14 protein-coding genes, 1 tRNA gene and 1 pseudogene are annotated in these 14,969 nt (G+C 56.3%); 7 read left to right on the forward strand and 9 right to left on the reverse strand.

Annotated features, from left to right (window positions below; translation table 11 throughout):
- The first annotated feature begins 95 nt into the window (after window positions 1-95).
- From CRO87_RS00410 to CRO87_RS00425, 4 genes are all read left to right on the forward strand, one after another.
- Window positions 96-1,427, forward strand: a complete 1,332-nt coding sequence (locus CRO87_RS00410; RefSeq protein ID WP_097160950.1) for an SrfA family protein — start codon at window positions 96-98, stop codon at window positions 1,425-1,427.
- Between the two features lie 2 nt (window positions 1,428-1,429).
- Entirely contained in the window at window positions 1,430-4,411 is a 2,982-nt protein-coding gene (locus CRO87_RS00415) for a virulence factor SrfB (RefSeq protein ID WP_097160951.1), read from the forward strand.
- The gene (locus CRO87_RS00420; protein ID WP_097160952.1) at window positions 4,408-6,549 is read left to right on the forward strand and encodes a virulence factor SrfC family protein; all 2,142 of its coding nucleotides are present in this window, start codon (window positions 4,408-4,410) and stop codon (window positions 6,547-6,549) included. Before CRO87_RS00415 ends, CRO87_RS00420 begins: the two co-directional genes overlap by 4 nt.
- Window positions 6,550-6,677: 128 nt before the next feature.
- On the forward strand, window positions 6,678-8,111 hold the full coding sequence (locus CRO87_RS00425) for an aldehyde dehydrogenase (protein ID WP_097160953.1): 1,434 nt from the start codon (window positions 6,678-6,680) through the stop codon (window positions 8,109-8,111).
- A 24-nt stretch (window positions 8,112-8,135) separates the two neighbouring features.
- Here the strand turns inward: CRO87_RS00425 and CRO87_RS00430 are convergent, their stop codons facing one another.
- On the reverse strand, window positions 8,136-8,309 hold the full coding sequence (locus CRO87_RS00430; RefSeq protein ID WP_097160954.1) for a GhoT/OrtT family toxin: 174 nt from the start codon (window positions 8,307-8,309) through the stop codon (window positions 8,136-8,138).
- A 182-nt stretch (window positions 8,310-8,491) separates the two neighbouring features.
- On the opposite strand from CRO87_RS00430, the gene yncL reads away from it, so the two are divergent.
- Window positions 8,492-8,590, forward strand: coding sequence for a stress response membrane protein YncL (yncL, locus tag CRO87_RS00435; RefSeq protein ID WP_097160955.1), 99 nt, complete (start codon window positions 8,492-8,494; stop codon window positions 8,588-8,590).
- Window positions 8,591-8,636: 46 nt separating this feature from the next.
- Here the strand turns inward: yncL and CRO87_RS00440 are convergent, their stop codons facing one another.
- From CRO87_RS00440 to CRO87_RS00470, 7 genes are all read right to left on the reverse strand, one after another.
- Window positions 8,637-8,885, reverse strand: coding sequence for a lipoprotein (locus CRO87_RS00440; protein ID WP_097160956.1), 249 nt, complete (start codon window positions 8,883-8,885; stop codon window positions 8,637-8,639).
- 62 nt (window positions 8,886-8,947) lie between these two features.
- A complete protein-coding gene (locus CRO87_RS00445) occupies window positions 8,948-9,517 on the reverse strand; it encodes a GNAT family N-acetyltransferase (protein ID WP_097160957.1) in 570 nt (189 codons plus the stop codon).
- A 149-nt stretch (window positions 9,518-9,666) separates the two neighbouring features.
- Entirely contained in the window at window positions 9,667-9,891 is a 225-nt protein-coding gene (locus CRO87_RS00450; RefSeq protein WP_097160958.1) for a hypothetical protein, read from the reverse strand.
- An 83-nt stretch (window positions 9,892-9,974) separates the two neighbouring features.
- Window positions 9,975-10,052 (reverse strand) — tRNA-Lys (locus CRO87_RS00455).
- Between the two features lie 66 nt (window positions 10,053-10,118).
- Window positions 10,119-10,550: a glycine zipper 2TM domain-containing protein gene (locus CRO87_RS00460; protein WP_097160959.1), complete on the reverse strand. Its 432-nt coding sequence runs from the start codon at window positions 10,548-10,550 to the stop codon at window positions 10,119-10,121.
- Window positions 10,551-10,978: 428 nt separating this feature from the next.
- Complete coding sequence (locus CRO87_RS00465; RefSeq protein ID WP_097160960.1) at window positions 10,979-11,341, reverse strand: energy transducer TonB; 363 nt, start codon at window positions 11,339-11,341, stop codon at window positions 10,979-10,981.
- Between the two features lie 71 nt (window positions 11,342-11,412).
- Window positions 11,413-12,630, reverse strand: a complete 1,218-nt coding sequence (locus tag CRO87_RS00470) for a hypothetical protein (protein WP_097160961.1) — start codon at window positions 12,628-12,630, stop codon at window positions 11,413-11,415.
- Between the two features lie 341 nt (window positions 12,631-12,971).
- Between CRO87_RS00470 and CRO87_RS22770 the strand changes: the two genes are divergently transcribed.
- The gene (locus CRO87_RS22770; protein WP_217992659.1) at window positions 12,972-13,142 is read left to right on the forward strand and encodes a YnfU family zinc-binding protein; all 171 of its coding nucleotides are present in this window, start codon (window positions 12,972-12,974) and stop codon (window positions 13,140-13,142) included.
- A 132-nt stretch (window positions 13,143-13,274) separates the two neighbouring features.
- A pseudogene (locus tag CRO87_RS22805) lies at window positions 13,275-13,439 on the forward strand (site-specific integrase); the annotation flags it as partial.
- 86 nt (window positions 13,440-13,525) lie between these two features.
- Here the strand turns inward: CRO87_RS22805 and patD are convergent.
- On the reverse strand, window positions 13,526-14,950 hold the full coding sequence (gene patD / locus CRO87_RS00475; RefSeq protein WP_097161296.1) for an aminobutyraldehyde dehydrogenase: 1,425 nt from the start codon (window positions 14,948-14,950) through the stop codon (window positions 13,526-13,528).
- Window positions 14,951-14,969: the final 19 nt, after the last annotated feature.

The raw sequence follows: 14,969 nt of genomic DNA on the forward strand, positions 1-14,969 counted from the left end.
CCGGAGTATTTAGCTTTTTTGCCTTTTCCTCGACCGTTTATCGCCATCGCCCCTGCGTTAGAGTAGCGGCGTGAAAAAGTCGATGGGATAAGAACGTGGCAAAAACTTTATTACGCAGCGGCAGCCTGGATGATTTCCAGTCCGTGGGCGGCGGCGGTCAGGCCGTCTTTGCGTCTGCATTGCAGATCCGCGAAACGCTGCGATTGCGCAAACAGCAAACGCTGGCGGAGTGTCTGGCGATCCCGCAGGTCAACGATGAAGGTGACCGCGTGGACTGGTATTCGCCGGTGGAAGGCGAAGTGCAGGCGTGGAAATCCGCCGATGAAGAGGTGCGTGAGCGCGCCCTGCATCAGCTGGAAACCCTGGCCGACAGCGCACTAAGCCTGGCTCGCAAGTGCCAGCAGTCGGAGAAAACGGCCCAGCAGCTGTTCGGCGCTCTGCTGGAAAAGGCGCTCCAGTTCCCTGGTGAAAACCATGTATTTTTGGTCGGCGATAAACCGGTCATCACCTTCTGGGGCTTCGTCAATCTCAACGAAAGCGCCCGCGAGGAGCTGTTTGGCTGCCTGCATTTTGCCCCCGTTCCTGAACCCCTTATCGACGACGAAGACGACTTTATTGACGACGAACCGCTGACGGTCACCTTAAGCCACGCCGATGAGCCGCTTCTCGCCGCACCTTTGACGCTGGCAGCCGAACCCGAGCCTGAAGCGGAACCCGCCGCAGAATTACCTGCCGAGCCAAAAACTGTAGAAGCCCCGGCCCCTGTCGCTATCCAGAAGAAATCTCGCCGCATTCCATTGTGGAGCCTGCCCGTTGCCGCCGTCATCGTGGCAGCCGTTGCCGGGCCGCTGCTCTGGCCGCGCCAGACCACTTCGGCTGAACCCGTTGTCGCGAACGTGGCACCGCAGCCTGTTGTTACTCAACCTTCCGCTCCATCGCTCCCTGCCCTGAAGCCGACCCTGCCGCTGCTTCAGGCGAGCGTAACCGTGCCGGAAAAAGAAGAAAAACAGGAAGAGAAACCCGTCATTATCGCGGCTATCCCGAAAGATGCGCTGGTGATGGAATCCGATCAGCTCCGTGCCGGTACCACCAAATTCCTGAACGGTAGCTGGCGAGTGCTGGTTGACGTCAAAGATCCAGTCAGCGGCAAAGCTCTGTCGCTGCGCTATCAGATCCTCAACAACAAAGGCACCGCGCGTCTGGTACACGGTGCCAACGTGGTCTGCAAAGCGGATATTTTCTCCGGCCTGCATCAGAACGGTGAACTGCTGGTGAAGAGCCGCGGCACCGCCCGCTGCAACGACGGTTCACGCTACCCGATGCCAGAAATCTCCTGTAAGGCAGGCACCAGCGGCATCGCTGAATGCACGGGCCGCTACGACGCCAGTACCGTCGTGCCGCTGACATTCCGTAAAGTGGGAGCATAAAGATGCTGGTGACTCTTTGCGATTACCAACAGAGCGTGACGCTCATCGCCAACAGCGGCGTGCAGTTCCTCGACTTCGGGCTGACGCCGCAGGATTCCCTCAGCAATGGGCGCTTCGTGCGCAAAACGGCCAACGGCCCGCTGCTGCGCCTGGATTACGACATCGTCAACAGCCGCTACACGCTGCCAGCCACCGACGGCGAGCAGGCTGAAGTGGTCAAACCCGAAAGCACCTTAACGCTTGAGCATTCGCTTGCGATGCTGGACGGCGTCTGGCTGCCGCTGCCTTTCCTGCGCTTCAATCCGCCGCGTACCTTTGTTGAAGGCCCGGACAACTGGGCGCGGGTGCAGATCCGAAAACTGCCGGAGCCGGACAGCGCCGGACATACCCACCGAGTGACGATTGCCCTCGACAGTCAGATCCGCGACGACGCGCCGCTGGCGCTGGCCCCCGTTGCCAACGACCTGCTCAACGGCACCCGTTTTGCGCTGGCATGGCGCGACAGCGAGGTGGCCGACTTCCTCGATCAGACCTGGATTGACGGCTGGCTGCGGGAAGTGTTCAGCCACTACGCAAGCCACAACGAGAACCGCAGCGAGCGCGATATTGCCCAGGCGATGCGCAGCTTTGAATATCAGGGCCATTGGCTGAACCTGCTGGCGATGCTCGGCGAACAGCTGAAAGTGCCGGAGGTGAAAATCGCCACCGCCTCCGTCAGCTCGCCCGCCATTCCTGTGGACCTGATCCTTGACGTCGGCAACAGCCACACCTGCGGCGTCATTATTGAAGATCACGGCGACGCCAATGACGGCCTGCGCCAGACGGCAGAGCTGCAGGTGCGTTCCCTTAGCGAGCCGCAGTTCCTCAACGCCCCGCTGTTTACCAGCCGTCTTGAGTTTTCAGAAGCGCGTTTCGGCAAACAGCATTTCTCCGTGGAAAGCGGGCGTGAAGACGCATTCGTCTGGCCTTCAATCGTGCGCGTCGGCGACGAGGCACGGAAGCTCGCGATGGCGCGCACCGGCACCGAAGGCAACAGCGGCATCTCCAGCCCGCGTCGCTATCTGTGGGATGAAACGCCAACCGTACAGGACTGGCGCTTCAGCCAGATCAACAGCCGCACCCAGCGCGAACCGCTGGCGGCCGCCTTCCCGCTCTCCTACCTGATGAACGACGACGGCCAACCGCTGTTTACCCTCTCGCCGGATGAGCGGATGCCGGTCTTCTCGCCGCAGTACAGCCGCAGCACGCTGATGACGCACATGTTGTGCGAGATCCTGGCCCAGGCGCTCGGGCAGATTAACAGCGTTGCCACCCGTCAGCGCCTTGGCTTCCCGTCATCACCGCGCCAGCTGCGAACGCTTATTCTGACGCTGCCTTCCGCCATGCCGAAGCAGGAGCGTGAAATCTTCCGTCGCCGTATGTTTGAGGCCATCGCCCTGGTGTGGAAATCCCTCGGCTGGCATCCGCAGGATGACGACTTCAGCAGCCAAAAGCAGCAGGACAAAAGCGTCGTACCGGTCCCCCACATTCATATGGAGTGGGACGAAGCCAGCTGCGGCCAGTTGGTGTGGCTTTACAACGAGGCTATGTCCCATTTTGGCGGGCAGACGGAAGCCTTCTTCGCCGCACTGGCAAGACCTGACCGCGAGCCAGAACCTGGCACACGCCCGGGCCGTGCGCTGCGGGTTGCAGCTATCGATCTGGGCGGCGGCACAACCGACATGGCGATCACCCATTACCGCCTCGATGAAGGCACCGGCAGCAACGTCAAAATTACGCCGCAGCTGCTGTTCCGCGAAGGCTTCAAGGTCGCGGGCGACGACATTTTGCTCGATGTCATTCAACGTTGCGTGATGCCTGCGCTGCAAACCCAGCTTCAAAAAGCAGGCATTGCCGATGCGCCAGCCCTGATGGCAACGCTGTTCGGCGATTCCGGACGCATTGATACCCAGGCCGTGCTGCGTCAGCAGACCACCCTCCAGCTGTTTATGCCCATTGGGCACGCCATTCTCGGCGGCTGGGAATCGAGCGATGTCAACGACCCGCTGGCCGGGCTGCACGCCACCTTCGGCGAACTGCTGACTCAGCCCCTGACCCGCAACGTGATGAACTACGTCGGGCAGGCTATCAGCCACGCATTGCCCGCCGATGCAGAGCCGTTTGATTTGCTCGCCACGCCGCTACAGGTCAATTTCCGCGACCTGCATGAAGCCATGCTGGCAGGCGAATTTACAATTGCCGCCCCGCTCCACGCCGTCTGCGAAGCCATCTCCCATTACGCCTGCGACGTGCTGCTGGTGACCGGGCGTCCGGGCTGTTTGCCGGGCGTACAGGCGCTGATCCGCTACCTGCAACCTGTCCCGGTGAATCGCATGGTGTGGATGGACAGCTATCACGTCCACGAATGGTATCCGTTCAGCCAGCAGGGGCGCATCGGCAACCCGAAATCCACCGCTGCCGTGGGCGCGATGCTGTGCAGCCTGGCGCTGGATTTGCGTCTGCCGCGCTTTAACTTCAAGGCCGCTGACATCGGCGCGTACTCCACCGTGCGCTATCTCGGCGTGCTGGATAACACCGTCAATACGCTGCGTGAAGAGAACATCTGGTATGCCGACCTGGATCTGGACAAGCCGGGCGCGAAGGTCGATGCCCGCCTGCACTTCCCGCTGCGCGGCAACGTCACCCTCGGTTTCCGTCAGCTGGCGAATGCTCGCTGGCCTGCGACGCCACTTTATACCCTGAGCATTAACTCTCCGGAGGTGGCGAAGGCCATTGCCGGAGACGGCGTGCTACAGGTGCGTCTGCAACTGACCGGCGGCAGCCGACAGGAAGGCCCGGAAGCCTTTGTCCTGGCTGAGGCAAAATTACAGGACGGCACGCCCGTCCCGCCGGATGCCCTGACGCTGAAACTGAACACCCTGGCTGACCGCCGCCACAGCGGTAGCCACTACTGGATCGACAGCGGGAGCGTTTACCTGAAATGAGCCGACTTCAATCTGTTATCGACTGGGCCCGCGACACCCGCCGGAGCTCCGCGCTTTTTGACATCGATGCCGATGCGTTGCTCACGCGCTTGCTGATGCTGAAATCGCAGGAAACGACGCTCCAGGAAGCGCAAACCGCCCCGGCAAGCATCGCCCTGTTTGGCCATTCGCAGGCCGCAAAAGCGCATTTGCTCAGTGCGCTGTGCAGCAGCGGCAACGGTCGTCTGCTGGTGCAAACCGGCAGCAAAACCCTCGACTATTTCACTCATCTTAATCCAGGTCATGCGCTGACCCGTATGGCGCTTCGCTTTAGTCACACCACACCTTCACCGGACGATGCATTCCCGCTGCGTCTGCGCCTGATGTCAGAGGCGGAGCTGGTGCAGGTGTTCCTTACCCATGCCCTGCAACAAGGCGGCGTACGTCAGACGGCTAAATCCGTGGTCACGGCCCGGTTGAAAAGCGGGCAGTCTCTGCGCCAGACTCAGCCCGTACCTGGGATGACTGAGGAAGAAGTGGCTGCCGTCGCCAGCTTCTGGCAGGCCAGCGTGCCGGAGAATCAGCAACAGATCGACGACACCGTCTGGCAGCAGTTTATTCAGCTACTGCCCTGCCTCGACCTTAGCGCCCGCGCCGCGATCTGGGCGCTGCTCTGGGGAGAACAGCAGGAGCTCACGCGCCAGTGGCTCGAACTCGCCCATGTGCTGCAGCAGTGCGGCAACGTGCGCGAACTGGCCGCCCCGCTAAGCCTGCTGGTCGACAGCTTCACTCTTCCCGTCGAAGGTTTCCTGACGCCGGAAAGCGAACCTGAAGGGGAAACCCTGGTCCATCCGCTGCGTGACGGGCAGCTGCAAAACGCCGTCAGCCTGCCGCTGAGCGCCCTGGCGCTGCTGAGCGTTGAACTGGTGCTGCCTGCGGAAAATGGCGTGCTGGACAACGTCGATCTGATCGACATTCCGCAACCCGCTCAGGGCAACGCTGACGCCCTGTGGGCCAGCAAGTGCCGCTGGCTGCTGGAGCATTATCGCCAGCAGCATCAGCCGGATCTGCTGCTAATCTGCAACGCCGCCGCCAGCCGCGGACAAATCACCGACAGCGCAAAGGCGCTGGCAAAATGGGTGAGCGACACCCAGCCGCAGCACGAAGGTGCGCTGCCGGGCCTGGTGTGGACCATCACCCCGCAGGACGATCGCTTTGTGCGCAAAGTGAATTTTGACGAAGCGGTGCAACAGCTGATTGAAAGACCCGGCCAGCGCTGGGGGACCTTGCAGGCGCTGGACGGCAGCAGCCTCCAGCGGCTGATTGAATGGCTGTCGCAGGCTACTGTGCCTGCATTACGTAGCGCACGCTTACAGCGACTGGCCGATCGCCAGCGGCTGCAAACCCGACAGCTGCTGGCAGGCTGGCAGCATGACCGTGAGTCCGATCCGGCAGTACAGCGCCGCCAGGCGGAACAGGTGGTGCGTGAGCTTCAGGGCCGGGTGGTCGTTTTAGGCGAACTGCTGGAAGGCTTATTGCCGCCGCTGGCAAGTTTTGAGCAGCTCGGTCAGGTACAGCAACCCCGTGAGGAGAAGGTCAGCGGGCTGTTCAGCGAAAGCGTCGATCTGTTCGCACCAACCGATGTCGCACAGACTGGCGGGCATGGCTATCAGGATAACGGGGCCCGCGCTCATGCGCTATGGGTGAACTATTTGCGCCAGTGGGGCCGCAGCGAAGCCAGCGCCCGTCGCTATGGCCTGACAACCGCCGTGCTGCAACAGTTGGCTGATATTTTGATCGTCACCAGCTATCGGCTTGAATTACCTGCACAACTGCAGGCGGTGACGCCGGACGAACGCGCCAGCGCAGCCCATTTACGGGCAACTATCAGCAACTATCTGGCGTGGCTGGGCTATGCGGATATGCCTGTTGATGCACGCCCCGCAAGTCGGGTAGTGAAAGGGAGCACGCTTTTCGCGCCTGCATCCAGCAATCTCAAGCGCCTGACGCAATTAGGTGAGCGCCCTGCTCACGCAGCCACTCGTTACGTCTACGACTGGCTCGTCGCGCTGTTCACCCGTGCAACGGAAGCGCCGGACTATCGTCATCCGCAGGACGTTTCTACAGATGCACGCAAGCAGCTTTCCACACTGCTCTGATTTTTCGGCTCACAAGGATGTGAGCCTGCTACCGGCGTTGAAATAAAACGTGCGATTAACGCCCCCGCTATGGTCATCTGCCCGTCACTCTCTACACTCATTTCGTCAACCAGAACAATGAGGTAACCATGACCACCCTCTCTCCTTTGTTTATTGGCGGCCATGCCGTCGCGGCTGAAAATGAGCGCACCTTCGAAAGACGTAACCCCGTCGATGACTCCGTCGCCAGCCGTTCTGCTACGGCAAGCGTGAACGATGCACGTCGTGCAGTTGATGCGGCTGCCGACGCCTTTCTTGCCTGGCGCGATAGCACGCCAGCCGCACGTCGCGCACTGTTGCAGAACGCCGCTGAGGAGCTGGAAAAACGCAGCGAACAGTTTACCGCCATCATGGCAGCAGAAACCGGAGCCACGCCGCACTGGGCAGGTTTTAACGTGCACCTTGGGGCTGAAATACTGCGAGAGGCCGCCGCGTTGACCACGCAGATTGACGGCCAGGTTATTCCGTCAAACGTGCCAGGAAACCTGGCGATGGGCATTCGCCAGGGCGCAGGCGTGGTTCTGGGTATGGCGCCCTGGAATGCTCCGGTGATCCTTGCCGTACGCGCCATTGCAACGCCGCTCGCCTGCGGTAACACGGTTGTCCTTAAAGGTTCTGAGCTCTCTCCGGCAACCCAGCGCCTGATTATCGAAGCGCTGGACGCAGCAGGCTTGCCGCCTGGCGTGGTCAATTATCTCTCCTGCGATGCCGAAAGTACCCCCGCCGTGGTGGAAGCCATGATTGCGCATCCCGCAGTGCGGCGCGTGAATTTTACCGGTTCGACAGGCGTAGGACGGATGATTGCGCAGACCTGCGGGCGCCATCTGAAACCCGTGGTGCTGGAACTCGGCGGCAAAGCGCCCTTACTTGTGCTTGAGGATGCCGACCCGGAGCAGGCTGCAGCGGGCGCGACCTTCGGGGCTTTCGCCAACGCCGGACAAATCTGCATGTCGACCGAGCGTATTATCGTTGATGACGCTATCGCCGAAGTCTTTATTGACCGCCTGGTCAGCCGCGTAAAAGCGCTGCCACCGGGGCTACTCGGCTCCGTGGTGGACAGGCGTGCCGTTGAACGCTGCAATGCGCTGATTGACGATGCGATAAATAAAGGAGCCCGGCTGCTGACGGGAGGGAAAGCAGACAGCACCCTGATGGCCGCCACGCTGCTGGATGGCATTACCCGCGAAATGCGGCTGTGGCACGAGGAGTCGTTTGGTCCCGTTAAGGCGATTATTCGCGCCAGTGGCGACGCCGACATGCTGGCCATCGCCAATGAGAGCGAGTATGGGCTCTCTTCCGCCGTTTACAGCCGGGACGCCGCCCGGGCATGGAACGTGGCGCAAAACCTGCAAACGGGGATCTGCCACATTAACGGCCCGACAGTGCACGATGAAGCCCAGATGCCTTTTGGCGGGTGTAAATCTTCAGGCTACGGGCGCTTTGGTGGCCGCGCCGGGATCCATGAGTTCACCGAGCTTCGCTGGATAACGCTGCAAACTGCGCCGCGTCAGCTGCCATTCTGAGCAAACAGAAGTGTAAATCGCTGATCAGAACAGTGACAGTAAAAGTGCGACCGGGAAGCTGAATGGCCAGGTGGCACCTATCAGGAAGGTGGCAATCAGGCGGATGCGCTTGCTCTCTTTGGTGAGAAACCACGTAATGAAGGCGCTAATGGTGGCCATAATGGCGTAGAAAATCAGCATATGCTGGTACAGCGTCATGAAAAAACCCGATCTATGTCAAAAAAAATCGTGCGCACTATGCCACTAATTTTGACTTGTATCAAATTTTTACAAGTGTGAGTCGGGAATGACGCGGGTATTGTAAAATCTGACTTTGTCCGATGGCGAATCTGCGTGCAACAGACTATATCAGTAGAGGCTGATAAAAAGAGGAAGGTGTTATGGAAGTGTCCAGTAAAACCGTGTTTATGATTAATCTCTTTGCTGCCGTTGCCCTGATTAGCCTGCTGTCGCTTCGCTTTGGCTGGATTGAACTCTGACGCACACAAAAAAAGCAGCCGCCCGGCTGCTTTTATACGTTTTTAATCAATTGGTTGCGCTTTTTAATTTAGCGGCGTTCGCATTGTAGGCAGCCTGCAGTGCGGCCGCGTTATCGTAGTTTGTCGGATCGTACTTCGGCAAAGGATTGACCTTTTCGAAATCCCATTCAGCCGCGGTACAGGCCGCTTCCGTTCCGCCCTTCTTCTCACACTCGGCGATGCGATGCGCCGGAGAATTTGTACATCCACTCAAAAAAGCCAGCGCCACAAAAGCGCAAATAAACAGTTTCTTCATGCCAACTTAAGATTATACCGGGTTAGAAAGCGGATGATCCTCGCATAACGCCGTTATGGCTGTCAAAACCCGATTAATCCGGAATTGGGGTGGCGAATCATTCCCTGTCGGTGGCGGTGCCACTCATCAATGCTCAGCGCGTAAAACAGGCTTGGCGCGGCATTGGCAACGTCGGCAACCTGCCCCCGCAGCGCCAGCCCCGCTTTGAGCAACACCCGCTGAGAAGCCAGATGGTTGGGGCGCACCACGGCGGTGATACGGCCAAGCTGTCGCTCATCGAAAGCATAATCAAGCATGCGCTGACAAAACTCAGTCGCCAGCCCCTTTCCCCAGGCCGCGGTAGCAAAACGGTAGCCCAAATTATGAGTCTGCTCATGCTCCAGTGGACGCACGCTGATGCCGCCGAAGCCGATAATCTCCAGCGGCTTCTCGCACTCATAAATCGCCATTTCACCGATGCCGTGCAACCGCCAACCGTCCAGCCACTGCGACAGCCTCGCGGTGGCAAAAGCGGCGTCCGGATAAGGCCCGGTGGGGTTAAATGTGTTGGTGGCAGGATCGCCATAGATGCGAAACAGGTCGCCTGCATCGTCGGCACGAACCGGACGGATGATCAGACGTTCAGAGAAGATATATTGCGTGTCGATGGTTGCGCTCCATACCAGAGAAACCCGGTGCTGTCGGTCAGGTTACACTGAATTATGATCATTTTTGCCGGGTTTGCATGGGCGCTGAAAAATAAAAAGCCGCCCGAAGTGGCGGCCTGATGCGGCGTAAGACGTTAAGCGTCACCTTCCAGTGCATCCTGAATCGCATCTGCCAGGACAGAAACTTCCTGCGCCACGTTGCGCAGATCCATCTGGCTGCGAATGCCCGCATTTGCCGTAGAGGCAGAAACCGAGGCTTTAGATATCTCTAACGCCGCCTGAACGGCCAGCAGACGTTTGTGATTTTCAGCCGCATCTGCACCCGTGACGTTATCGAGATCGAAATACCCTTCTAACATTGCGCTCTCCTTAAATAATATTCGAATCGTTGGCTAAGAGCAGGATACTGAAAATGCTGGCATAAGCCAGCATCATTGAGAATTGGACCGCCACCGAGGCCTCGAACCTCGTACACTACAACATAAAATGTCATTTGCTCTTCCAGCTGAGCTAGTGGCGGTTTGGGCTAAACATTCTACGCGTGAATGAATAACATGACAAACATTACGGATTTTATTGCTGAGAGTTAGACCGATTTGTCCACTGTGGTGCTGGCACCGCTGGTCAGAATGCGGACTTTATCACCCACGTTGAAGGTGAGCCCGGAATTGTTATCCTGCACTACCTGAATGGTTTGACCCGACTGCGTTTTGATCAGCAATTGCACTTCCTGCGCCGCCTGTGCTGCTGTCTGATGGTGGCGAGAGGCTGCGGCTCCCGCCACGGCACCGCCCGCAGTCATCGCCGTTTTTCCATTGCCGTTACCGAACTGGTGTCCGATAACGCCGCCCACTGCGCCCGCCGCAAGGGTGCGCAGAGGATGATAGCCCTGCTGTGAATGCGTAATAATGCTGCTGCGCTGAACCGTACCGTATTCAACCAGCGTTTTTGTGCCGGCACAGCTCATTTGCGATGACAACGCGACAAGCGTTAAAGCGATCAGTACTGTTTTTTTCATAATAGCCACACACATTGCAGTTAAATTGTCCGCGATTGTGCCAGCATGATGGATGCGGCCTTAAGGCATGAATGCTATTCGCTGATAACTGTTTATTTTTGAATAAAAAAGAACGAATTCGTTAACGGGCTGGTGAGTTTTTTACGCAAACGCTGAACGCCCCGCGCTGGCTAAGAGCATCACTTACATATTGGGTCAGGAAGAGGATTATTAAAAACAGGATACATTGCTGAGGTTGTCCAGGCCCCAGCAATGAGCAATGCGTTTTAAAGCAAGCCGATTTGCATCAGCGCGTTCGCAGTGAGAAGAATGAACATAATAACAACCATTGGAGTGTACATTTTGAACCTCCGACAGCGAGTGCTATTACGTTAATAATGCTCGCACAAAAGCAGTAGATTAGTGACCGCCCTCACACTCCGATAATATTACTTCGTATCATTCATTCTGAAGGTCAACGTCGTGGTTTGCGCCACCGTGGTCGGGGCCAGACACCAGCGGCTCACAGCCCTGAGTGCTTCACGTTCGAAATAACCTTCTGGGGTGGCTGAAAGTATCATGATGTCTTCAGGATGCCCGCTGGCCCCCACTTTATAAGACACTGTAACTGTGCCATCAACCCTTAGCGCAGCGGCCTTAACAGGGTAAGCAGGTTGGGCATTAGGAACCGAAACGTCACATTGCGCTTGACCGGGCGGGTCTGATTTAAGGGAGTGGCAGCCAGATAATATTAATGAACTGGCTAATGGCAGACAAAGCATAATTAGCGGTAAGCCACGTTTTATATTCATGATACTCCCCTCTCAATTTGAGGGGGAGTATACGACACAATCAGTGAATTACGGATGCAAACATTGACCCGTCAAAGCTGTTTACAGAAAGTTTGAGATCCTAACTGCTGGCAGCGGTAATGATCGATAACGGGCGATGGATTTTGTATCGGTTGCACCTGAGGAGCAACGTAGCTGTTAGAAGTGTTAATGGTATTTTGAGTTTGCTGTTGCAATGAATTATTCAGGTTGGTCAGGCTTTGATTTAAAGACGCCATCTGTTGTTGTCTGATAATAGCCTGCTGTTGATTGATAATTGCGTTCTGCTGAGCGGCCAACTGAATTTGCTCTCGCCTTTGCTCACGTGCGCGCTGAACGACAGCAGCATAACGATTAAAATCAGCTTGATTTTTAGTATTGAAATTGGGGTCGCACAAATTTTTAAATGCCGCTGTATTACGGTTTTTACTGCAATATTCTTTTTGAATTTCTGCGATTTTAATAATGGCATTGGACGTGCTAATGCCGACTTGCTGATTCGTATCAGAGAGTGTTAACACACTAAATTTGCTATCAAAATATGCGAGAAGGTCACTGGATGGCCGCATGTTCGAGGCACCAAGGCTGTCATTGTATGCAACATTACCATTGAAATAATGCACAATTGAGCGCTTAACGCCATCAATTGAAATGGTGTCAATAGCCTTGACTGCCCATGTGTCATCATTATTAATCAATCGATGTAAGAAGACTTTTCCACTTCGATCGCCATAGGTATACCAGGATGTTTTGGTGACTGGAGACTGAGAAAAGTATTGCGCAACTCGCTCATTTAATACTGCCACATTTTGCGTATACGATTTCCCCTCCCCTGGATAATCCTTAACTTCTAAACTACGAAAAGAGGATTCACCTTTGTTCCTCACCTCACCGTACATATAATTACCCTGATTATTCATGAATGAATACTGGACATCGTTGCCACCATCAAACTCAGACACGGAAGCGCTATTATTCCCAGGGAAGTAAAGTAAGCCTAATCCTTTCGCTAAACCAGAGCTGCATTCGCCGTACCACTCAATCTCCTGCCCCTTATAGTCAGAGAATTCAATTTTACAGGGTGTCTGTTTATTCGATGGCTGAACAAAGGTCATTGCTGAGGTCTTATTAAGTTCGAATTTTAGCCCAGCATCAACCGCAACTTTAACGTCATCCAGCTCTTTTACCGGACGATTGTCTCCCGATTTTGATGAACAACCGCCCAAAAGGGAAAATGCTGCACATACCAAAAAGGCTTTAGTTATCTTCATACTGAATCCAGGAAGGTGGCATTTTGAAAAGTTCAAATGAGAAAAATCTTATATAACCCAGGTAAAATCAACCACCAATAAACAGGGGTTTACAAGCGTATGGGCGATCTACTCACTCTGATGCGTCACTGAATCGATGGGAAAACTGCGGGAACAGAGGCTGATGGATGCGGATAACACACCAGGCTGCCCCAACAGGCGGGCACAAGGACAACGATCCATGACAACCCAGCAATGCTCTCTTTAGCGGAGCTGTTCCAAATGATAACAATTAAATGGAAGCACGGGCGCCTTGGGTCGCAATAGTGTATGGTTGTCGTCCATTCATTCAGGAATACCAAATGCCTATCAGAAAAGACAAAAATACTCGTCGCAACCATCTCACAAAATGTGCCAGCCCTTCCTGCGCAAAAGAATCAGAACACAGCGCTTCCAGAATCCAAAAAGGGTCACAGCTAATTTGCCCTCACTGCGGAAAACTCTTCCAGTCCACACTGCAGTTCGTTCGATAGGCTTTCCCTGCATCGCCGTAAATATCTGCCCCTAAAATACAAAGCCCCTGCATCTCTGCAAGGGCTCGAATGTGTTTTCCCACCGCTCCGCCCAAGGCTTCATTGCAGGTAGGTAAGCTCTTTCGCCTTTGACGTCCAAGTTACTAATCACAGCATACTTTCGCTTGCCGGGCCCTTAGCGTTGGAGCAAACCCAAGCTTTATTGCAAATCAGATGTGGCATACAAATGCGTAGATAGTTTTCAGCGTTTACGGGAAATCGATGTCTGAACAAAACGGCGATCAACTTGCCATTCTCAAACAGAATTTCGACCTTATTGCCCCACAGATGCCCCAAAAGAAAATGGCTGTAACGCATAAACATTACAGCCACTTATCACTTCATCAGTGCTTTATCATCACATGCCGGACCACGGTGTAATCCTCCAGGCCGTAAATCGACATATCTTTGCCGTAGCCGGAGAGCTTCTGGCCGCCGTGCGGCATTTCGCTGACCAGCATGAAGTGGGTGTTGACCCAGGTGCAGCCATATTGCAGGCGAGCACTCATGCGATGCGCGCGGCCCACGTCTTTGGTCCAGACAGAAGACGCCAGGCCGTAATCTGAGTCGTTGGCCCAGCCAAGCACCTGCGCTTCGTCCTCAAAGACCGTGACGCTGACCACCGGGCCGAAAACTTCGCGCTGCACGATGTCGTCTTCCTGCTTCGCGCCAGCCAGCACGGTCGGTTTGAAGTGATAGCCGTTACCTGAGGCCTTTTCTCCCCCGGTAACGACAGTCACATGGCTCAGGGCTTTGGCTTTCTCCACCGCCGCACTTACGCGGTCCAGATGCGCTTTTGAACTCAGTGGGCCAAGTTCGGTGGATTCGTCGTCCGGACAGCCCATTTTCAGGGTGGAAACGGCAGCACCAAGTTTTTCAACCAGCGCGTCGTAAACGCCCTTCTGCGCATAAATACGACAGGCTGCGGTGCAGTCCTGCCCGGCATTATAGAAGCCGAAGGTACGAACGCCTTCGACAACGGCATCCAGATCCGCATCATCAAAAACGATAACCGGCGCTTTGCCGCCCAGCTCCATGTGGGTGCGCTTAATCGACGGCGCTGTGTGGGAAATAATGTGCTCGCCGGTGGCAATGGAGCCTGTGAGCGACACCATGCGCACCTTCGCGTGGCCCGTCAGCGGATCGCCGACGGTCTGCCCGCGCCCGAACAGCACGTTAATCACCCCTGCCGGGAAGATATCTTTTGCCAGCTCAGCCAGTTTCAGCGCCGTCAGCGGGGTGATTTCCGAAGGTTTGATCACCACGCAGTTGCCCGCCGCCAGCGCCGGGGCGAGTTTCCAGGCCGCCATCATCAGCGGATAGTTCCACGGCGCGATTGACGCCACCACACCTACCGGGTCACGACGAATCATCGAGGTGTGACCTTCCAGATATTCCCCTGCCGCCAGCCCGTTCAGGCAGCGCGCCGCGCCCGCGAAGAAGCGGAACACATCTGCCACAGCAGGCAGTTCGTCGTTGATCACGCAGTGCAGCGGTTTGCCGCAGTTGAGGGACTCGAGTTTTGCCAGGGTTTCAGCATGTTCGTCGATAACATCGGCAAGTGCGAGCAGGCATTCAGCACGCGCCTTCGGCGTGGTCTGGCCCCATTCGGTAAACGCCCGATCGGCGGCCAGTACGGCGTCATTCACCTGCGCCGCAGTCGCTTCGGCAATCTCCAGAATGACTTCTCCAGTGGCCGGGTTGTAGACAGGCTGTTTTTCACCTGCGCCTGCGACCAGTTCACCGTTAATCAGTAAGTTGTGTTGCATATCCTGCTCCATCATTTTC

It is taken from the genome of Enterobacter sp. CC120223-11 (assembly GCF_900215375.1).
Taxonomy (GTDB): Bacteria; Pseudomonadota; Gammaproteobacteria; order Enterobacterales; family Enterobacteriaceae; genus Scandinavium.